The organism is Anoxybacillus eryuanensis, from assembly GCF_051200995.1.
GTDB classification, from domain to species: Bacteria; Bacillota; Bacilli; order Bacillales; family Anoxybacillaceae; genus Anoxybacillus; species Anoxybacillus tengchongensis.
The window spans coordinates 55,911-76,906 of the sequence record NZ_JBPODS010000008.1 but is presented as its reverse complement, the minus strand read 5'-3'; the positions used below and the strand labels follow the sequence as shown (position 1 = coordinate 76,906).

Annotated in this window: 22 protein-coding genes; 18 read left to right on the top strand and 4 right to left on the bottom strand. The window is 40.3% G+C overall.

Features of this window, described 5'->3' with window-relative positions:
* Nucleotides 1-44: 44 nt before the first annotated feature.
* The 9 genes from HNQ84_RS09270 to HNQ84_RS09230 all read left to right on the top strand — a co-directional run bounded on the left by HNQ84_RS09270 (nucleotide 45) and on the right by HNQ84_RS09230 (nucleotide 10,058).
* Nucleotides 45-236, top strand: coding sequence for an alpha/beta-type small acid-soluble spore protein (locus HNQ84_RS09270; RefSeq protein ID WP_183242000.1), 192 nt, complete (start codon nucleotides 45-47; stop codon nucleotides 234-236).
* 133 nt (nucleotides 237-369) lie between these two features.
* Entirely contained in the window at nucleotides 370-1,944 is a 1,575-nt protein-coding gene (mbcS, locus tag HNQ84_RS09265) for an acyl-CoA synthetase MbcS (protein WP_435621929.1), read from the top strand.
* A gap of 225 nt (nucleotides 1,945-2,169) precedes the next feature.
* On the top strand, nucleotides 2,170-2,940 hold the full coding sequence (locus tag HNQ84_RS09260) for an ATP-binding cassette domain-containing protein (RefSeq protein WP_183249216.1): 771 nt from the start codon (nucleotides 2,170-2,172) through the stop codon (nucleotides 2,938-2,940).
* A 12-nt stretch (nucleotides 2,941-2,952) separates the two neighbouring features.
* A complete protein-coding gene (locus tag HNQ84_RS09255) occupies nucleotides 2,953-4,863 on the top strand; it encodes an AMP-binding protein (RefSeq protein ID WP_435621928.1) in 1,911 nt (636 codons plus the stop codon).
* A complete protein-coding gene (locus HNQ84_RS09250) occupies nucleotides 4,864-5,748 on the top strand; it encodes a branched-chain amino acid ABC transporter permease (RefSeq protein ID WP_183242008.1) in 885 nt (294 codons plus the stop codon).
* A gap of 3 nt (nucleotides 5,749-5,751) precedes the next feature.
* Nucleotides 5,752-6,822, top strand: a complete 1,071-nt coding sequence (locus tag HNQ84_RS09245; protein WP_183242010.1) for a branched-chain amino acid ABC transporter permease — start codon at nucleotides 5,752-5,754, stop codon at nucleotides 6,820-6,822.
* A gap of 56 nt (nucleotides 6,823-6,878) precedes the next feature.
* A complete protein-coding gene (locus HNQ84_RS09240) occupies nucleotides 6,879-8,078 on the top strand; it encodes an ABC transporter substrate-binding protein (protein ID WP_435621927.1) in 1,200 nt (399 codons plus the stop codon).
* 61 nt (nucleotides 8,079-8,139) lie between these two features.
* Nucleotides 8,140-8,928, top strand: coding sequence for an ABC transporter ATP-binding protein (locus tag HNQ84_RS09235; protein ID WP_183242014.1), 789 nt, complete (start codon nucleotides 8,140-8,142; stop codon nucleotides 8,926-8,928).
* Complete coding sequence (locus HNQ84_RS09230) at nucleotides 8,928-10,058, top strand: phenylacetate--CoA ligase family protein (RefSeq protein WP_435621950.1); 1,131 nt, start codon at nucleotides 8,928-8,930, stop codon at nucleotides 10,056-10,058. Before HNQ84_RS09235 ends, HNQ84_RS09230 begins: the two co-directional genes overlap by 1 nt.
* Before the next feature lie 21 nt (nucleotides 10,059-10,079).
* Here the strand turns inward: HNQ84_RS09230 and HNQ84_RS09225 are convergent, their stop codons facing one another.
* Nucleotides 10,080-10,883, bottom strand: coding sequence for an NAD kinase (locus tag HNQ84_RS09225; RefSeq protein ID WP_435621926.1), 804 nt, complete (start codon nucleotides 10,881-10,883; stop codon nucleotides 10,080-10,082).
* A gap of 126 nt (nucleotides 10,884-11,009) precedes the next feature.
* Between HNQ84_RS09225 and HNQ84_RS09220 the strand changes: the two genes are divergently transcribed.
* The 5 genes from HNQ84_RS09220 (at nucleotide 11,010) to HNQ84_RS09200 (ending at nucleotide 15,084) form a co-directional block, all read left to right on the top strand.
* The gene (locus HNQ84_RS09220) at nucleotides 11,010-11,648 is read left to right on the top strand and encodes a DUF2953 domain-containing protein (protein WP_435621925.1); all 639 of its coding nucleotides are present in this window, start codon (nucleotides 11,010-11,012) and stop codon (nucleotides 11,646-11,648) included.
* A gap of 11 nt (nucleotides 11,649-11,659) precedes the next feature.
* The gene (gene ytfJ, locus HNQ84_RS09215; RefSeq protein WP_183242020.1) at nucleotides 11,660-12,088 is read left to right on the top strand and encodes a GerW family sporulation protein; all 429 of its coding nucleotides are present in this window, start codon (nucleotides 11,660-11,662) and stop codon (nucleotides 12,086-12,088) included.
* Nucleotides 12,089-12,165: 77 nt separating this feature from the next.
* Nucleotides 12,166-12,672 (top strand): thiol peroxidase, encoded by a 507-nt coding sequence (tpx, locus tag HNQ84_RS09210; protein ID WP_055440098.1) that lies wholly within the window; start codon nucleotides 12,166-12,168, stop codon nucleotides 12,670-12,672.
* An 86-nt stretch (nucleotides 12,673-12,758) separates the two neighbouring features.
* Nucleotides 12,759-13,733, top strand: coding sequence for a class I SAM-dependent methyltransferase (locus HNQ84_RS09205; RefSeq protein ID WP_435621924.1), 975 nt, complete (start codon nucleotides 12,759-12,761; stop codon nucleotides 13,731-13,733).
* A gap of 157 nt (nucleotides 13,734-13,890) precedes the next feature.
* A complete protein-coding gene (locus tag HNQ84_RS09200) occupies nucleotides 13,891-15,084 on the top strand; it encodes an acetate kinase (RefSeq protein ID WP_183242024.1) in 1,194 nt (397 codons plus the stop codon).
* Nucleotides 15,085-15,265: 181 nt separating this feature from the next.
* On the opposite strand, the gene HNQ84_RS09195 is transcribed toward HNQ84_RS09200, so the two are convergent.
* Nucleotides 15,266-15,580, bottom strand: a complete 315-nt coding sequence (locus tag HNQ84_RS09195; protein ID WP_055440095.1) for a hypothetical protein — start codon at nucleotides 15,578-15,580, stop codon at nucleotides 15,266-15,268.
* Nucleotides 15,581-15,726: 146 nt separating this feature from the next.
* Between HNQ84_RS09195 and HNQ84_RS09190 the strand changes: the two genes are divergently transcribed.
* Nucleotides 15,727-16,935, top strand: coding sequence for an argininosuccinate synthase (locus HNQ84_RS09190; RefSeq protein ID WP_055440094.1), 1,209 nt, complete (start codon nucleotides 15,727-15,729; stop codon nucleotides 16,933-16,935).
* Entirely contained in the window at nucleotides 16,932-18,308 is a 1,377-nt protein-coding gene (gene argH, locus HNQ84_RS09185) for an argininosuccinate lyase (protein WP_435621923.1), read from the top strand. The genes HNQ84_RS09190 and argH overlap by 4 nt, the downstream gene beginning before the upstream one ends.
* 12 nt (nucleotides 18,309-18,320) lie before the next feature.
* On the opposite strand, the gene HNQ84_RS09180 is transcribed toward argH, so the two are convergent.
* Nucleotides 18,321-18,773 carry a universal stress protein gene (locus HNQ84_RS09180; protein WP_009361531.1) on the bottom strand — a complete coding sequence of 151 codons (453 nt, stop codon included), beginning with the start codon at nucleotides 18,771-18,773 and terminating at the stop codon, nucleotides 18,321-18,323.
* Between the two features lie 105 nt (nucleotides 18,774-18,878).
* Between HNQ84_RS09180 and HNQ84_RS09175 the strand changes: the two genes are divergently transcribed.
* Together HNQ84_RS09175 and HNQ84_RS09170 are read left to right on the top strand one after the other, a co-directional pair.
* Nucleotides 18,879-19,007 (top strand): hypothetical protein, encoded by a 129-nt coding sequence (locus HNQ84_RS09175; protein WP_255350591.1) that lies wholly within the window; start codon nucleotides 18,879-18,881, stop codon nucleotides 19,005-19,007.
* Between the two features lie 74 nt (nucleotides 19,008-19,081).
* On the top strand, nucleotides 19,082-19,861 hold the full coding sequence (locus tag HNQ84_RS09170) for an SDR family oxidoreductase (protein WP_435621922.1): 780 nt from the start codon (nucleotides 19,082-19,084) through the stop codon (nucleotides 19,859-19,861).
* 17 nt (nucleotides 19,862-19,878) lie between these two features.
* Here HNQ84_RS09170 and HNQ84_RS09165 read toward each other — a convergent pair whose 3' ends face one another.
* Nucleotides 19,879-20,973, bottom strand: coding sequence for a M24 family metallopeptidase (locus HNQ84_RS09165; RefSeq protein WP_435621921.1), 1,095 nt, complete (start codon nucleotides 20,971-20,973; stop codon nucleotides 19,879-19,881).
* Between the last annotated feature and the right edge of the window lie 23 nt (nucleotides 20,974-20,996).

Here is a 20,996-nt window from a genome sequence, read left to right as displayed (position 1 = left end):
CCATTTGTTTTGCACACTCTATAAGTGCGAGGGGGTGAAAACAAATGGCAAATCGAAATCGATTGCTCGTCCCTGGTGTACAACAAGCGCTTGATCAAATGAAATATGAAATCGCTCAAGAGTTTGGCGTGCAGTTAGGCCCAGATACAACTGCGCGAGCAAACGGCTCTGTTGGAGGCGAGATGACGAAACGTCTTGTGAAAATGGCAGAGCAACAATTGGGTAGTCAAAAATAAATGTTAGACGACAAAACTCGGTAGTTCGTTCTACCGAGTTTTTTATTTTTTAAAAATTTTTAGAAAAGTTATACAAAAACATTCGATTTTTTTGTATAATTTTTTTGTATCATACGGTAAGGGGGAGAGGGAAATGAATTTAATTGCACCAGAAAAGTACAATTTGACAAGTGAATTTGAAAAATATGCGGACGATCCAAACCGAACGGCGTTGAAATGGGAGAATGAAGCGGGGGAAACAAAAGAGCTTACATATGCTGAGCTAATGAAACAGGCGAATAAAATTGCAAACGTTTTCGTTAGCCGTGGGTTACAAAAAGGAGATAAAGTACTTGTGATGCTCCCGCGTCTGTTGGAAGCGTATGCGGTATATATTGGAGCGTTGAAAGCGGGACTTGTTATTATTCCTAGTTCTGAAATGTTGCGCACAAAAGATTTGCAATACCGAATTTCTCACGGGGAAGTGAAAGGGGTTGTTGCATATTTTCCGTATATTGAACAATTTATTCCTATTGAGGGAATGGAAAATATCGTAACATTTTCGATCGGCGGTTCGACTGAGCGCTGGCTCGATTTACACGAAGAAATGGCGAAGCAAAGCGACACATTTGTTGCTGTAGAGACGTCCCGAGAGGATATGGCATTTTTATCTTATACATCGGGAACGACCGGCAATCCGAAAGGGGTTGTCCATACGCACGCTTGGGCATATGCGCATTTACGAACAGCAGCGAAAAATTGGCTTTGTATTGAAGAAGGCGACCTTGTTTGGGCAACAGCAAGCCCGGGGTGGCAAAAATGGGTGTGGAGTCCGTTTCTATCAACACTTGGCTCTGGGGCGACAGGGTTTGTATATTATGGTCGGTTTGAACCAGAGAAGTATTTACAGCTATTAGAAAAATACAATATTAATGTGCTTTGTTGTACACCGACAGAATATCGTCTTATGGCCAAAGTTCCAACAATTTCCCAATATAAGTTGCCGCATTTGCATAGCGCTGTATCAGCAGGTGAACCATTAAACCGCGAAGTCATTGATACATTTGAGCGATATTTTGGCGTTCAAGTTCGCGATGGATATGGACAAACGGAAAACACGTTGCTTGTGGGAGTCATGAAAGGAATGAAAATTAAGCCAGGATCCATGGGGAAACCGACACCGAGCAATCGCGTTGAGATTATTAATGAATTTGGTGAGCCTTGTGCAATTGGTGAAGTCGGAGATATTGCTGTACATGTCGAAACGCCAGCTTTATTTAAGTGTTATTATAAAGACCCAGAACGAACAGCGATGCAGTTCAGAGGGGAATATTATATTACTGGTGATAAAGCGAAAAAAGATGAAGAGGGGTATTTTTGGTTTGAAGGCCGCGGTGATGATATTATTATTAGTTCAGGCTATACGATTGGCCCGTTTGAGGTAGAAGATGCGCTAGTAAAACATCCATTCGTGAAAGAGTGTGCGGTTGTCGCTAGTCCAGATGAAATTCGGGGACATGTTGTGAAAGCGTTTATTGTATTGCGTGAAGGAGTAGATAAAAATGATCCGAATTTAATTCCGCAACTTCAAGAGCATGTAAAGCAACTCACAGCGCCGTATAAATATCCGCGCAAAATTGAGTTTGTTGACGATTTACCAAAAACGACTTCGGGAAAAATTCGTCGTGTTGAATTGCGAGAGCGTGAAATGAAAGCTATGCAAAAATAACATGTTCCGCTCCGATTCATTCGGAGCGGAAAAAAAGCTTGACGGACCAAAAAAAATTGTGTACCATTCTTTTTAGAATTTTCTTAAAATTAAGAAATGTTTTTTTATGAACTCTTTTGATAACGCTTACATTTTTGTTTTTTCGTTGTGTAAAGTCATAAAGATATAAAAACGTCCATAAAGTGTTATCGAAAGAGAGAAATAGAGAAAAAAGGGGGGAAGAAAGTGGGCATATTAAACGTACAAAATGTATCTATTCGTTTCGGTGGTGTGTTAGCACTTGATGCTGTTTCTTTTGAAGTGAAAGAAGGAGAAATTTTTTCGCTCATCGGTCCAAACGGAGCAGGAAAAACGAGTATGTTAAACTGTATTAGCGGTTTGTACAAACCAACAGAAGGAGATATTTTCTTCAAAGGGGAACGCATTACGCATATTAAACCACATAAACGTGCTGCTTTAGGCATTGCGCGCGCGTTTCAAAACATCGAATTGTTTCCTCATTTATCCGTTTTGGACAATCTTATGCTCGGTAGACATGTGCGCATGAAAACAGGAGTGCTTGCAGGTGGATTTTACTGGGGGAAAGCGCAAAAAGAAGAAGTAGAGCATCGTTATAAAGTCGAGGAAGTAATCGATTTTTTAGAGCTCGAGCATGTACGCAATGTGCCGGTTGGAACGTTATCTTACGGTTTACAAAAGAGGGTAGAGGTCGGTCGGGCATTAGCGATGGAGCCAGACTTATTGTTGCTTGATGAACCAATGGCTGGCATGAATAATGAAGAGAAAGAAGATATGGCACGCTATATTATTGATATTCATGAAGAAAAAAAGACAACGATCATTTTAATTGAACACGACATGGGCGTTGTCATGGATTTATCTAATCACATTGCTGTATTAGATTTTGGTAAATTGATCGCGTACGGAACGCCAAAAGAAGTACAAACAAATCCGCGCGTCATCGAAGCGTATTTAGGAGAAGAACATGCGGTGTAAAGGGGGAGTTTTATGGAACAAATGACGTTTCCGCAGCTGTTAACCGCTCGTGCGCGACAAAAAACAAATCAAGTCGCATTGCGCGAAAAAGATTACGGTATTTGGAACGAATATACGTACGGAGATTATTACGAACAAGTGAAAGCGCTCGCATTAGGACTTGCTTCGCTCGGTTTTCAGCGAGGAGATAAGTTAGCTATTATTGGTGATAATCGACCGGAGTGGGTATTTAGTCAGCTAGCGGCCCAAAGTTTAGGGGGAATTTCAGTCGGCATTTATCAAGAATCGTTGCCAAATGAACTAGCATATATTATTGACAATTGTGATGCAACGTTTGTTGTTGTTGAAGATCAAGAACAAGTTGATAAGGTGCTAGAAATTGAACAGCAACTATCAAAGGTACAACATATCATTTACTACGATTCACGTGGTATGCGGAACTACAAGAATGATAAACTGTTATACTTCCGAGATGTGCAAACGCTCGGTCGGCAATTTGAAAAAATGCATCCGACATATTTTGATGATGAAGTACAAAAAGGATGTTATGATGATATTGCCATTTTATCATATACATCCGGAACGACAGGCAATCCAAAAGGAACAGAACTTTCTTATCGCAATTTATTTGAAATGGCAAAGAACCTCGCAAAAATCGATCCACTTGACGAACAAGACGAATACCTTTCATTTTTGCCACTCGCTTGGATAGGCGAACAAATGATGACCATTTCAATGGCATTCCACTGCAACATGGTTGTAAACTTCCCAGAAGAACCTTCAACAGTATTTGAAAATTTACGAGAGATTGGACCACACGTCATGTTTTCGCCACCGCGCATTTATGAAGACATTGTCTCAAAGTTTCAAGTGCGCATTCAAGATGCAAGTTGGTTCAAACGAAAAATGTATGAATGGTGTAAGCCGATTGGCGAAAAAGTAGCAGAAGCTCATTTTACGAAAAGCGATGTTTCATTTTGGACGAAGTGTTTGTATAAAGTCGCTGATTATTTCGTGTTTAGTGCCATTCGAGACCATTTTGGTTTGTTGCGTTTAAAGCGCGCATATACAGGAGGTGCCCCGTTAGGTCCAGATGTATTTCGCTTTTTCCATAGCATTGGTGTGAATGTGAAAAGCATTTATGGTCAAACAGAGGTATCAGGCATTGCGATTGTTCATCGCGATGGAGACATTAAGGTGGATAGTGTTGGCATGCCAATCCCAGAAACAGAGGTGAAAATTTCCGAACAAGGTGAAATCTTGCTAAAAAGCCCAAGTGTATGTTGTGGATATTATAAAAATGAAAAAGCAACAAAAGAAACGATTGAGGATGGATGGTTGCATACGGGCGATGCTGGTTATTTAGATGAATCAGGTCATTTGTATGTTATTGATCGTTTAAAAGATGTCATTCGTTTGCAAACAGGCGAGATGTTTTCACCGCAATTTATTGAAAATAAACTGAAATTTAGCCCATATATTCAAGAAGCTGTTGCCATTGGGCGCGATCGTCCTTACGTTGTTGCGATTATTAATATTGATATGGCAAACGTTGGGCGTTGGGCGGAAAAAAATCAACTCGTTTACACGACATATTCCGACTTGTCTGCGAAGCAAGAGGTCATTCAACTCATTCAAGAGCAAGTGAATGAAATCAATCAAACGTTGCCGGAAAAAGCGCGTGTGAAAAAGTTCGTATTGCTCTATAAAGAGCTTGACGCAGACGATGAAGAATTAACAAGAACGAAAAAGGTACGTCGTCAATTTATTGCCAAAAAATATGCATCGCTCATTGAAGGCATGTATTCAGAAACGGATCATATTGCCGTGGAAGGAACAATTAAATATCGTGATGGCAAAGAGCAAGTCATTAAAACGACGTTAAAAATTGTCTCGATTGATGAAGGGGAGGGAGCAGCATAAATGGCTTTTTTCTTACAAATGCTTGTGACGGGTATCGTCGTTGGGAGCGTATATGCGCTCGTTGCGCTCGGTTTTGTGCTCATTTACAAATCGAGTGATGCCATTAATTTTGCCCAGGGTGAATTTTTGCTTATCGGGACTTACGTTTGTTTAACGCTTGTTGCTAGCTATAATGTTCCGTTTATTGCTGCACTATTGCTTGCTTTAGCGTTTAGTGCGTTGCTTGGTTGGAGCGTAGAGAAAGTCGTGTTGCGTCCTTTCATTGGAAAACCGGTCATTTCTATGATTATGGCAACGATCGGATTATCGAGTGTACTTGCAGGGATTGTTCATATCATTTGGGGACATGAAACGCGCGTATATCCACCGGTCTTTTCAGAGAAACCACTGCAGTTTGGAGAGGTGATCATCGCTCCTGTATACGCATGGTCGTTTGTGATTGTGATAATTTGGCTCGTCATTTTCACATTATTTTTCAAATATTCACGTTTCGGTATTGCGATGCGGGCGACGGCAGACGATCAACAAGCCGCTTTATCTATGGGGATTAGCGTCAAAACGATTTTTGCGATTGCATGGGCGATTGCAGCGATCGTATCAGCGGTTGGTGGGGTGCTATTAGGAAATATTAACGGAGTCAACTCCTCCCTTTCGCTCATCGGATTGAAAGTGTTGCCAGTTGCCATTTTAGGTGGGCTTGACAGCATCCCTGGAGCGATTATTGGCGGCATTTTAATCGGTATCATCGAAAGTATGACAGGAGGATATTTAGACCCGCTTGTCGGCGGTGGTTTGAAAGAAGTGATCCCGTTTGTCATCCTCGTTATTATTTTAATGGTTAAACCTTATGGACTCTTTGGAAAGAAAGAAATTGAAAGGGTGTGAGAAATGGTGCGAAATCCGTTTGTAATGCAATGTGGAGAATTTCATGTTGATTATAAGCAAGATATGGCGATTTGGAAAATTGCTCGCGTGCGTTGGCGTATTTTTGCTGTTGTAGCATTATTTGCGCTTTTTCCTATGGTTGCGACAGACTATGTAGTCGGTTTGGCTACATTATGTGGTATTGCTGCTATTGGAGCAATTGGACTGAATATTTTGACAGGATTTACTGGTCAAATTTCAATAGGGGTTGGCGCATTTTTAGGAGTGGGCGGATATACGTCAGCCATTTTGACGACAAAGTTAGGTTTTAGCTTTTGGATTGCCTTCCCGCTTGCTGGACTCATCACAGCGCTTGTCGGTGCTTTGTTTGGGATCCCATCATTGCGCTTAAAAGGGTTATATTTAGCTATTGCTACGTTAGCAGCGCAAGTGATTATTTTGTTTGTCATTTCACGTTGGGATTCGTTAACAGGTGGTACAGCAGGGCTCGTATTAAGCCGTCCGCAAATCGGTTCGTTTACGTTTATGAGTGAAACGAGCTATTACTACTTAATGTTTGTTGTTTTACTCATCACTATTGTTTTTTCACTTAATTTATTTCGTACCCGTGTCGGACGCGCATTCATTGCAGTACGAGACCGCGATATTGCAGCGGAAGTGATGGGCATCGATTTGTTTAAATATAAAGTGCTCGCCTTTTTCGTTAGCTCGTTTTTTGTTGGCATTGCTGGAGCGCTTCTTGGACATTACACGATGATTGTAAGTCCCGAATTGTACAGTATCTCCGTTTCAATTGAATATTTGGCGATGATTTTAGTCGGTGGTTTAGGAAGTGTGTTTGGATCGTTGTATGGAGCTGTGTTTATTACGCTTATGCCCGTTGTTTTACGAAGTGTTGTTGATTTATTAAGCGGTACGTTTCCTGGATTAGAAGGCGTACTTGTCGGTATGAAAGAGGTTGTCTTCGGAGTTGTGATCATTTTATTTCTCGTGTATGAGCCAGATGGATTAAATAAAATTTGGTTAAATATAAAAAATTATTTCCGTCTCTGGCCATTTTCTTATACGAAGTAATATGAAGCGGAATATCCGCTTTATATACAATAAAAAAACATAAGGGGGATGAAAGAATGAAGAAAAAAGGAGTGCTACTTGCTACGTTGCTTCTTGGAGCAAGCATGTTGTTCGGGTGTTCAGGAGGTGACAAAACAGCAACAGAACCAGCAAAAGAGACAGGAAAAGAGCAAGGAACAATTAAAATTGGTGCATTGTTTGATATTACTGGGGCAACCGGGGATGTGGGTACGCCGTATGCAGAAGGGGAAAAAGCGTATATTGAATACATCAACTCAAAAGGTGGTGTAAACGGTTATAAAATTGAGCTTGTTGGTCAAGATTACGCATACAAAATTCCAGAAGCGCAAAAGTTGTATCAAAAGTACAAATCGAGTGATAAAGTATCCGCTATTTTAGGATGGGGAACAGCGGATACGGAAGCGTTGCGTCAACAAGTTGCAACAGATAAAATACCATTTTTCTCAGCTTCTTATTCAGAAAATTTAAAAAATATAAAAGAAAGTCCATATAACTTTTTAACAGCTGCATCGTATTCTGATCAAGCTCGGTCGGTGCTTCGTTGGATTAAAGAAAATCATACAGGGGGCACGCCGAAAGTCGCTCTTATTTACAATGACACAGCATTTGGAAAATCGCCAATTCAAGATGCAAAAGATTTTGCGAAAGAAATTGGGGTGGAGATTGTAGACGAACAAATTGTTGATTTAAAAGCGCTTGACGCGACGTCACAGCTTCTAAATATGAAGAAAAAAGCACCTGATTATGCAATTATTCAACAAACTTGGGGCGCGACAGCAACCATTTTAAAAGATGCAAAAAAACTAGGCATTGAAACGCAATTTATTGGTTTAAACTGGACAACGGGTGAAGGATTACTTCCGATTGCTGGAGATGCGGCAGAAGGGTTTATTGGTGTTGTCACGCATGCATTTCCATATGAAGATTTACCAGGCATGGCTGAAGTAAAAGAGTATTTAACAAGCAAAGGTGAGAAATTAGAGGATAAAAACCAAAAGTTTATTCAAGGATGGGTGACAGCGAAAATTCTAGTAGAAGGAATTAAGCAAGCAGACGATCCAACGACGGGAGAAGGCATTCGTCAAGGATTAGAAAAATTAAAAGATCTTGATTTAGGCGGATTAGCTGCGCCTGTTACGTTTACAGCTGACAACCATGCTGGAACAAATCAAATTCGTTTAGCAAAAGTAGAAAACGGACAGTTTAAAGTGTTTACAGACTACTTCGGATATTAAAGTGAATGAAAGGGTGTTTTCAACAGGAAGCACCCTTTCGCTTTCAGAAAGGGGGAAAACGATGCTTACTTTAAATAATGTGGAAGTTATGTATAATCGCGTCATTCTCGTGCTTAAAGGGATGTCGATGGTCATTCCGGAAGGAAAAATTGTCGCTTTGCTTGGCAGCAATGGGGCAGGAAAAACGACAACATTAAAGGCGATTTCAGGATTGTTAAGAAGTGAAGATGGGGAAGTGACGGACGGATATATTGAGCTATATGGAGAACGAATTGAAGGAAAAGATGCAGAGGAAATTGTGAAGAAAGGTATTTTTCAATGTATGGAAGGGAGACGAGTATTCGAGCATTTGACGGTAGAAGAAAATTTAATCGTCGGTGCCCATACACGAAAAGATCGTCACAACATAAAAGCAGATTTACAAAAAGTGTATCATTACTTTCCGAAACTTCATATGTTGCGTCATCGGCAAGCGGGGTACTTATCGGGCGGAGAACAACAAATGTTAGCGATCGGTCGCGGGATGATGGCAAAGCCGAAAATTTTATTGCTTGATGAACCATCGCTAGGGATTGCCCCGCTACTTGTAAAAGAAATTTTTTCAATCATTAAAAAGATTAACGAAGAGGAAGGAACGACCATTCTCGTCGTTGAACAAAATGCGAATATCGCCTTATCGATTGCCCATTATGGATACATTATGGAAAATGGTCGCATTGTGATGGACGGTCCGATTGAGAGACTACTTGAAAATGAAGATGTAAAAGAATTTTACCTTGGTATGAGCGAAAAGGGGCGTAAAAATTATCGCGAAGTAAAGTCGTATAAACGGAGAAAGCGGTGGTTGTAATGGAAGGATGGAAATCGTTCTTGATAGACGCATACAAACTGTCGCCAGCATTACGTGAGCGGTTAGACGCTGAAAACATCAATCCGCATGAACTGAAAACGATTGAACAGCTTAGCCGTATCCCTGTATTGAAAAAAGAACAATTACCTCTTCTACAAAAACATGAGTTGCCATTTGGAAAGATGATCACAAAAAAAACAAATGAACTTGCGCGCATATTTATGTCCCCTGGTCCGATTTATGATCCACAAGGAGATGAGCAAGATGAATGGGGATTTTCAGAGGCGCTTCAAGCAGCAGGGTTTACGAAAGATGACATCGTTCAAAATACATTTTCTTATCATTTATCTCCGGCAGGTTTTATGTTTGATAGTGCCCTCCGTCAGATCGGAGCAACTGTCATTCCAGCCGGTCCGGGCAATCGTGAATTGCAAGTGCAACTTATGAATGATTTGCAAGTGACAGGGTATGTTGGTACGCCAAGTTTTCTACACTTATTGTTGCAGTATGCCGACGAAAAAAGGTTACATGTAGCGGTGAAGAAGGCGTTTTTTACCGCAGAAAAACTAACAGAAAGTATGCGTGAACAGTTTGAACAAAGAGGTATTCGTGTTTTTGAAGGATATGGAACGGCTGATTGTGGTTGTATCGCATTTGAGGATCGGAAAGGCCCGGGCTTAAAAATTAGTTCACGTGCGATCGTTCAACTGTGCGACCCAATTACAGGAGTGCCGCTTGATGAAGAAGGTGAAATCGTTGTTACAATATTTGATCGTACGTATCCGCTTGTTCGGTTTGGCACAGGGGATGTTTCGCGTTGGGTAGAAGGTTATAAAGGTGAGCGTATCGTCGGTGTGCTTGGACGTGTCGGTACGAGTGTAAAAGTGAAAGGGATGTTTGTTCATGAACAACAGTTAAAGCAAGTGATGACTGAAGTAGGATGCCTAATATTTCAAGCGGTTGTGACGAAGGAAAATGATCGTGATCAATTAACGATTTACATCGAAAAAGAACTTGATGAAGAAGCGAAACAAAAAATTAACAACGTGATTCGTGTAACGCCAACATTCGTTTGCGTACATCGTGTAAACGAAGAGGAACGGTGTCTTGTTGATCGAAGAAAATGGTAAAAAGAGGCGTTATGCCTCTTTTTACAAAAATGTTCGTTTTACTTTTTCCCAAAATGAGTTATCTTTTAGTTTGACGGTTTTAATAACTTTTCCACTTAATGCAATATCAATTTTTTCGACATGTTGAATGCTTAATGCTTCATTATCCATACCGATAATCGGATAATCATTTCCGTCTTGTACTACTTTCAATGTAAGTTTGCGATTTCCGCTTAAAATAAATGATGAGCCGAGGGTACGATAACGATTATTGTTCAATGATGCTAATTCGCTTACTTGAAAGCAAGGGAGCATGGGATCAACGACTGCGCCATTGACTGATTTATTGTAAGCGGTACTTCCTGTAGGTGTAGCAATGATCATTCCATCACCACGGAATGTTTCAAAATGCAAGTTATCAATAAACACGTCCATGACAAACGTTTTAATAACACTTGAACGAATTGAGCACTCATTTAAACAATAAAACGATGTCGAGTCATTGACTGTAACATAAATCGTTGGATATTTACGCACTTCAATTTGTTCCGTTGTCATCGCTTCAATCATTTTTTCTGTATCGTGAATATGAAAATCACAATACATACTTAATGAACCTAAGGTTGAAATACCAGCGTATAAGCAGTCGTCACGAAAACCTGTTTTTCTGACGGCTTGTAAAAAGGTTCCGTCTCCACCAACGCTTACAATAATGTTTGCATGTTTAGCATCGTCCACAACTTCAAATTCGTACTGTTTAGCCAGTTCAATAAGTGGTTGTACTTGTTTTTTCGTTTCGTCATCATGTTTATGAAAGAAGTACATACGATTGCGTCGTTCAGTCATCGACTTTCCCTCCGTTAAAATGTCCTCATGCTTATTTTATCATTTATTTTCCATTCATAGCGAATTTATTCGTTTAATTTTCCTCATTTTTGTCGAAAATGTCATCGGGAGGGAAGTGAACAACCGATGATTTTCGTTATTGTCATCATCCTTATAGCCTTCTTAGCGCTTATTCCTTTTTTATATGTGCACATTACGATTCAATTTCAACATGCACAAGATAATGATCAATTAACGATAGACATTCGCCTTCTTCGGTTTCTTCGTTATCGTTTTACTGTTCCGCTTATTGAAATATCGAAGAGAGAAGCAGGTATTGTGACAGAACAAAAAACGAATACCGGGAAAGATGAAAAAACGACGTTTACTATTACGGATGCTCGTGAGCGTCTAGTCCAAGTGAGGCAGTGGCTAAATCGAATCGTTCATTTACATACAATCATAAAAAAGTTTTTACAAAAAGTTTCTGTTTTACAGCTTCAATGGCATACTCAAATTGGGGTGGGTGACGCCGCGAAAACAGGGATGATTGTAGGAATTGGTTGGTCGATTAAATATTATATCGTAGCCATGGTCAGTAAGTATATGAATGTTTGTATCGCTCCTTCTATTTCAGTTATTCCTTTTTTTCAAGGAGCGGTATCGCGTACGTCGTTTACATGTATGATCCGATTTCGAATCGGTTATGCTATATTAGCAGGACTGAAGGTCGTCAAACATTGGAAAAAAGGAACACGGATCACGAACGACGTGGAAAGTTGTTAGGAGGAATGAAAATGAGTGGACATCCAATTGAAGGATTAATGACGACAGCGATGGAAAACTTAAAGCAAATGATCGATGTCAATACGATTATTGGTGATCCTGTGGAGACACCAGATGGAAGTGTCATTTTAACTGTATCAAAAGTCGGTTTCGGTTTTGCAGCAGGCGGTAGTGAGTTTATGTTAAACAACGGAAATGAACAACAAAAAGAGGCTCATCCGTTTGGTGGCGGAAGCGGTGGTGGTGTATCGATTACCCCGATTGCTTTTTTAATTGTAAACAGTTCGGGTGTGAAACTGTTGCATGTTGATGAAAGTACGCATTTGTATGAGAAAATTTTAGACTTAGCCCCGCAAGCGATTGAAAAAATTCAGCAAATGTTTGAGAAAAAAGAAAAACCGAAGCAACAACATGATGCAGCATCTGATTTTGATATTTAGTCTCAATCGAAATAATTGAATTTTTTATCTAATTACGTTATGATGAGCCTGTATCTTATATAAAGAGGAGGCTTACTATGGCGAGTGTTACATTTAAAGGAAATCCTGTCACATTAATCGGTCAAGAAGTGAAAGTCGGTGATGTCGCTCCGAATTTCACCGTACTTGCAAACGATTTATCGCCAGTGACATTAGATGATACAAAAGGATTCGTTCGTTTAATTAGCGTTGTCCCATCGATCGACACAGGGGTTTGTGATGCCCAAACACGTCGCTTTAATGAAGAAGCAGGAAGCATTGAAGGAGTAAAGGTATTAACGATTAGCGTTGATTTGCCATTTGCTCAAAAACGCTGGTGCGCAGCGAACGGATTGGAAAACGTTGTCACATTATCTGATCATCGCGACGTATCGTTTGGTCAAGCCTACGGTGTGCTTATTCAAGAGTTACGTTTACTTGCTCGCGCTGTATTTGTCGTAGATCGCAATGATCGTGTGACATATGTCGAGTATGTATCGGAAGCGACAAACCATCCAAACTATGAAGCAGCGATTGAAGCTGCGAAACAAGCGGCTCAACAATAATTGTGAGAGGCTATCTCAAAAAAGGGATAGCCTTTTTCGTTTACATTCTCTAAAATAAAATGTCGGACAGAAAGGAGTGAATGATATTGGAAAAGCTATTTACAGTCATTGATGAAACAGCAACGTGGTTGCAAGAAGAATTAAAATGCTCTTATTTAGAAGCTGTCGCTGAAACGGGTGAAAACATATTTCATGAAGAAATTCTTCAAGAAGAAGTAAGTGAGTTGTTAAAAAAACGGCTGAAAAAAGCGTATGAATCTATCAGTTTGCACGATTGGAAAAATGAACATATTCGTAAAGCGTTGCAATTAGCGGTGTTAAAAGGAATGAAGGAATATGTACAGCCTCACCATCAAATGACACCAGATGCGGTATCAGTATTTATCGGTTATTTAGTTGATGAATTTACAAAAACGTATTTTTCGCTATCGCTTCTCGATCCAGCCATTGGAACAGGAAATTTAATGACAGCTGTATTAAATCAACTGACGAATAAAAAAGTAAAAAGTTACGGAGCGGATGTAGACGATTTATTATTGAAGATCGCTTATGTGAATGCAAATTTACAACAACATGAAATGCAACTATTTCATCAAGATAGTTTAAAGCCATTGTTTATTGAGCCAGTTGACGTAGTCGTGTGCGATTTGCCGATCGGATATTATCCAGATGACGAAAATGCCAAGTCATTTCGCTTACATGCAAAAAGCGGTCATTCATATACTCATTATTTGTTTATTGAGCAAAGCATTCGTTATACGAAAGAAGGCGGGTATTTATTTTTCTTAATTCCAAATACGCTGTTTACATCAGATGAATCAAAAGATCTGCACGCGCTCATCAAAGAAGAGACGTTTATTCAAGGCTTGTTGCAGCTTCCGCTTTCGATGTTTAAAAATGAAGCAGCAGCGAAAAGTATTTTTATCTTGCAAAAGAAAGGTACATATGCAAAAGCTCCAAAACAAGCGTTGCTTGCTCAACTTCCTAGCTTTTCAAATAAGCAGGCGATGCAAACAATGGTGTTGAAGCTCGAACAATGGCTAAAAGAAAATCGTTCATAACCTTCTGAATATAACAAATATGTGAAGAAAACGTTTTCGTCAAGTTTGTGTACTTGAAAAGAGCGACGAACGACCCGTAAAATGAGAGACGTACCGATGAAATTCGCATATTTGCATACAATAATTGTGAACGATGTTAAAGGAGCTGTTTAGTCAAATGCCAAAAGTCATAGCGATTAATGCGGGAAGTTCTTCGTTAAAGTTTCAATTATTTAACATGCCGAGTGAAGAAGTATTAACAAAAGGTGTTGTTGAGCGAATTGGTTTTGAAGATGCGATTTTTAATATTACAGTAAATGGTGAAAAAATAAAAGAAGTAACACCGATTCCAGATCATGCGGTTGCTGTAAAAATGTTACTTGATAAATTAATTGAGCTTGGTATTATTCAATCGTTTGATGAAATCGAAGGAATCGGTCATCGCGTTGTGCATGGTGGCGAGAAATTTAGCGACTCGGTTTTAATTACAGATGAAACGTTAAAAGAAATTGAAGATTTATCTGATTTAGCGCCATTACACAACCCAGCGAACGTTGTTGGCATTAAAGCGTTCCGTGAAGTGTTGCCGAACGTACCAGCTGTTGCGGTGTTTGATACAGCATTCCATCAGACGATGCCAGAGCAGTCGTTTTTGTATAGCTTGCCGTATGAGTATTATGAAAAGTTTGGCATTCGTAAATACGGATTCCACGGCACATCGCATAAATATGTGACACAACGAGCAGCTGAACTGTTAGGTCGCCCGATTGAGCAACTTCGTTTAATTTCTTGTCACTTAGGAAATGGAGCGAGCATTGCAGCAGTAGAAGGTGGAAAATCGATCGATACGTCGATGGGCTTTACGCCGCTTGCTGGTGTAGCGATGGGAACGCGTTCTGGAAACATTGACCCAGCGTTAATCCCATACATTATGCAAAAAACAGGAAAAACAGCCGAGGAAGTCATTGATATTTTAAATAAGAAAAGTGGTATGCTCGGCTTAACTGGTTTTTCAAGCGATTTACGCGATATTGAAGAAGCGGCGGCTAAGGGCGATCAACGTGCGGAATTAGCGCTTGAAGTGTTTGCAGGGCGCATTCATAAATATATCGGTTCATACGCAGCGCGCATGTGTGGTGTAGATGCGATTATTTTCACAGCGGGCATTGGAGAAAACAGCGATGTTGTGCGCGCAAAAGTATTACGTGGTCTTGAATTCATGGGTGTTTACTGGGATCCAGCATTAAATAAAGTGCGCGGCAAAGAAGCGTTCATTAGCTATCCACACTCTCCGGTAAAAGTATTAGTCATTCCGACGAATGAAGAAGTGATGATCGCTCGCGACGTCATGCGATTAGCAAACTTGGTGTAAAAAAGGTGTCCTTATGGGCACCTTTTTTAAAAGATAAGAAAGTATAAAATTTCAGATTTGGGGAGCTGTCTAGCTCCAAGCGCCATCTGCTCGAGTCGCTCCGCCTCACACTGTGGCGGCGACAGCCTCCCCGGTGGGGCTTGTGCGCTCTTCGCCGATAGGCGGGCGCTTTGCGTTTTTCCTATTGATGTATGCGATTTGTAACCGTTTGGTTCATCCGATACCAAATCCATAAATCGTTAATGATTGAAGCGAGGGCCGCGATTTCAAAGTTGAGCGTGCATGAACGAGCAAAATCATTTTCTTCCCCAAGCTGCCTTTGTTTTTCATTAATTTGCTGTTCTAGCTCGATAATTCGATCAGGGATTTTTCCACGAATCGTCTCCCACTCTAATAAAATCGCCGCTTGTTCTTCTTTTGTATACATCTCCCACGCCTTCTGTAAATGTGGCAGTCGAATGCCTAGCCGTTCATCATATATAAAATGTGTACTCATTTTATTCTCCCATCCTTTTCATTTATTAATTTTTATTTTAATCAAAATAGTTATTGAAAAAAAGAAAAATAGTTGTTACATTATTAATATGTAAAATGAATAAATATTAAAAAACGAGTATTTTTATTCTTTAAGGAGGAACGATCATGGCAAATCCAAAAGTAGTGCTCGCTTATTCAGGAGGTTTAGATACATCGGTAGCTATTAAATGGCTGCAGGAACAAGGATATGATGTTGTTGCTTGTTGTTTAGACGTCGGTGAAGGGAAAGATTTAGAGTTTGTGAAAGAAAAAGCGTTAAAAGTAGGCGCTGTACAATCATATATGATTGATGCGAAAGAAGAGTTTGCGAATGAATATGCGCTTGTTGCTCTGCAAGCACATGCGCTGTATGAAGGAAAATATCCGCTCATCTCTGCGTTGTCCCGTCCGTTAATTTCAAAAAAACTCGTTGAAATTGCTGAATTAGAAGGAGCAGTTGCTGTGGCGCACGGTTGCACAGGAAAAGGGAATGACCAAGTGCGCTTTGAAGTGTCCATTCAAGCATTAAATCCAAATTTAAAAGTGATTGCACCTGTTCGTGAATGGAAATGGTCGCGTGAAGAAGAAATTGAATATGCGAAACAACATAACATTCCGATTCCAATCGATTTAGATAGCCCATTTTCCATTGATCAAAACTTATGGGGAAGAAGTAACGAGTGCGGCATTTTAGAAGATCCATGGGCAGCACCGCCAGAAGAAGCATACGAGTTAACAGTTGCACTTGAACATACACCAAATGAGCCAGATATCATTGAAATCGGCTTTGAGCAAGGGGTACCGAAAACAATTAATGGAAAAGCGTATTCGCTCGCAGAGCTTATTCTTGAACTGAATGCACTAGCTGGCAAACACGGTGTTGGTCGCATCGATCATGTTGAAAACCGACTCGTTGGGATTAAATCACGTGAAGTATACGAATGCCCAGGAGCGATGACACTTATTAAAGCGCATAAAGAATTAGAGGACTTAACACTTGTCAAAGAAGTCGCTCATTTCAAGCCGATCATTGAGCAAAAAATTGCGGAAGTCATTTATAACGGTCTTTGGTTTTCCCCATTAAAAGATGCGCTTGTCGCATTTTTGAAAGAAACACAAAAAAATGTCACCGGTGTTGTTCGAGTGAAATTATTTAAAGGTCATGCCATTGTAGAAGGTCGGAAATCACCGTTTTCGCTATACGATGAAAAATTAGCGACGTATACATCAGAAGATGAATTCGATCATCAAGCAGCTGTTGGGTTTATTTCTCTATTTGGCTTGCCGACAAAAGTGTACAGTATCGTCAACAGCCAAAAGAAGGTGAACGTGTGAAAAAGTTATGGGGAGGACGGTTTACAAAAACAGCAGCACAATGGGTCGATGATTTTGGCGCATCGATCCATTTTGACCAACAACTCGTCGAAGAAGACATTGAAGGAAGTATCGCGCATGTGACGATGCTCGGTGAATGTGGCATTTTACCAAAAGAAGATGTCGAAACGATTAAAAAAGGGTTAATGGAGTTATTAGAAAAAGCGAGAAATGGCGAACTTTCCTTTTCTGTTGCCTATGAAGATATTCATTTAAACATTGAAAAAATGTTGATTGATGAAATTGGTTCTGTTGGAGGGAAACTTCATACAGGAAGAAGTCGAAACGATCAAGTTGCGACGGATATGCATTTATATTTGCGAAAACGGGTCATCGAGATCATCGAGCTAATTCGTCAATTGCAACATGTGCTTGTGGAAAAAGCAGAACAGCATATTGAAACGCTTATTCCTGGTTATACGCACTTGCAACGAGCACAACCGATTTCATTTGCTCATCATTTGATGGCGTATGTATGGATGTTTGAACGTGATCGAGAGCGATTTAAAGAATCGTTAAAGCGGATTAACAAATCGCCGCTTGGTGCGGGAGCGCTTGCAGGGACGACGTTTCCGATCGATCGTCATTTGACAGCCAAACTTCTCGGTTTTGATAGCATATATGAAAACAGCTTAGATGCGGTGAGCGATCGTGATTTTATTATCGAATTTTTAAGCCACAGTTCCCTTTTGATGATGCATTTATCTCGCTTTTGTGAAGAGCTTATTCTTTGGTCGAGCCAAGAGTTTCAGTTTATTGAAATAGATGATACGTTTGCGACAGGAAGTAGCATTATGCCGCAAAAGAAAAATCCGGATATGGCGGAGCTCATTCGTGGAAAAACAGGACGAGTGTATGGGCATTTAATGGCCCTACTGACCGTTATGAAAGGGTTGCCGCTCGCTTACAACAAAGATATGCAAGAAGATAAAGAAGGCATGTTCGACACGGTTCAAACGGTCATTGGTAGCTTAAAAATTTTCATCGGCATGATTGAAACGATGACAGTTCGTACTGATGTAATGGAAAAAGCAACGAGACAAGATTTTTCAAATGCAACAGAACTGGCGGATTATTTAGCGAAAAAAGGTGTGCCGTTTCGTGAGGCGCATGAAATCGTCGGGAAACTCGTGCTTACATGCATTGAACGAGGTATTTTTTTAGCAGATTTACCACTTGATATATATCAACAAGCTTCGCCATTATTTGAGGAAGATATTTATGAAGCACTTGATCCGTATACAGCTGTCAACCGTCGCATGAGTGCAGGTGGAACGGGATTTAAAGAAGTGAAGCAAGCAATCGAAAAAGCGAAACAAATAATAGAGGCATAAAAGCGAACGCTTTTATGCCTCTGTTTGTTCTGGTGTACGTACGACAAGTACATCGCATTTTGCATATCGCGTAATATGTTCAGAAACGCTTCCAATGAAAAAACGTTCCACTGCGCTCATTCCTGTTGCGCCACAAACGATTAGATCGACCTCATATTTTGGAGCGACTTCTTTTGAAATTTTCACTTTTGGGGAACCGTACTCGATATCTGTGACAACCTCTTTGACGCCTGCATCGACTGCTTGTTTTTCATACGATTGCAACAATTCTTTAGCAAATTTTTCTGCTCGCTCTGCCACCGTTCGATCGTATGCTTCAATGGTCGCGAATGAACGAACGTCAATAATGTGCGAAAGAACGAGTGAAGCATCGTTTCGTTTAGCAATTTCAATTGCTTTTTTAAACGCCCATTCTGCTTCCTTTGAGCCGTCAACTGCCACTAAAATTTTTTTATACTTGTACATAAACATTCCCCCAATAAAAAATTTTCCTTCCAACTCAAGTATATCATTTTTTGTAAAACAAACACTACGTATTGTCGAAAAATTTATGACGAAAGGGGTAAAACAATGCGTGAGAAGGAACAAAAAGAACAACTGTATTATGATGAAAACGGCGTTTCAGAAGTGACCGAACAAATTACAGACGCATACATTAGCGGGGTCATTGAACAGGAAGATGAGCAAAAGAGGCGATAACGCCTCTTTTGTTTCTAGCGAGCATAACAAGTGTTTTCCTCCGCCTATTTGTAGTACGATAAACATAGCAAAGCATGGATGGAGGGATGAGTGTGAGACATGCCATTATAACTGCAGGATCGAAAGGACTAGGAAAAAAAGTGACGGAACGATTTTTAAACAAAGGATATGCCGTTACTGTCCATTATCGAAGTGACATACAAGCTGTTGAAGCGTTGAAAGAAATGTATCGTCATTGTCACGACCGACTTCATTTTGTACAAGGGGATGTGACGAATAAAGAAGATTTAATTCGCCTTGTCGATGAAGCCGTTGCCAAATTCGGACGTATCGATTATTTAATTCATAATGCAGGACCTTACATATTTGAACGAAAAAAGTTAGCCGATTATACCGACGGTGAGTGGTATGAGATGATTGAAGGAAATTTAAGCGCCATGTTTCATCTGTTTAAACGTGTAGTACCGATTATGCGTAACCAACATTTCGGTCGCATTGTGACATACGGTTTTCAAGGAGCAGATCACGCACCAGGATGGATGTATCGTTCAGCATTTAGCGCAGCAAAAGTAGGGCTCGTTTCGCTTACAAAAACGATCGCACTGGAGGAAGCAGAGTATGGCATTACAGCGAATATGGTCTGTCCGGGAAATATTATTGGGGAAATGAAAGAAGCGACAATCACATATGCTCGCCAGATGAAAGATAATATGACGCCGATTGGTCGTTCAGGGACAGGGGAAGATATTGCCCGCGTCGTTGAATTTTTATGTGATGATCACTCCGATATGATTACAGGGACAGTCATTGAAGTGACAGGCGGTCTTGATGTCATTCATCGGTATCGAAAATAGGCTGCCAAGATGACAGCCTATACGATTTGTAGCTCTTTTGGATATGTTGTTAAAATGAGCGGTCCTTTTTCAGTCATATATACATCGTCTTCAATGCGTACGCCACCGATCGATGGGACGTAAATACCAGGTTCAATGGTAAATACCATTCCCGCTTGAAGAGGCATTGTGTTTGTTGCGTTCATCGACGGATATTCATGAACATCAATGCCGAGACCATGACCGATTCGATGCGGAAAATATGCTCCGTATCCTTCTTGTTCAATCCGTAAGCGAGCTGCCTGATCGATGCTCCCAATCGTCACGCCAATTTGGCAAGCATCAATTGCTGCTTGTTGTGCTTCGAGAACAATATTGTATATGCGTTTTTGTTCTTCTGTTGGTTGCCCGAATACGACTGTGCGCGTAATATCGGAACAATATCCATCAAGTACGACACCGAGGTCAAATAACACGAAATCGCCTGCTTGAATACGATTCATTCCTGGGACACCATGGGGATGTGCGCTATTTGTTCCGGTAAGAACCATCGTATCAAACGCCATCGTACGTACCCCTTGTTTTTTTAATTCATATTCAATAGTGGCGATGATTTCTAATTCTGTTTTCCCTTCTTTCAGCGAACGGACACCGACATCGACGCCGAAGTCAGCTAATTCGGCTGCCTGCCGAAGCGTTTGGAGCTCTTTTTCATCTTTTGTCATACGTAGTTTATGGATTGTGTCTGTCAAATCGAAACATGATGCATGAGAAAAGCACGAACGAAGTTGATCGAAACGGCTTACGGTCATATGAGATTTTTCGATACCGATTCGTTCTGTTTGTACATTTCGTCTACTTAATTCATCGCGCAACATATGCCATGGATCATGCACATCATCATAGCTGACGATGGAATATGACCAACCTGACTGTTTAGCTTGATTCACATCCATTTCTGGACAAATGAGAAACGGTTCGTCATTTGGAAATACGACAATAGCTAATAGCCGTTCATGTGGGTTGGTGTAAAAGTTGCTAAAATAAAAAACGTTTGCTGTCGATGTAATGAACGCCCACGATGCATTTGTTTCTTTCAGTTTTTGTTGAAGTTTACTTATCCGTTCCATCATATTCACATCCTTTCTTTTTCAGC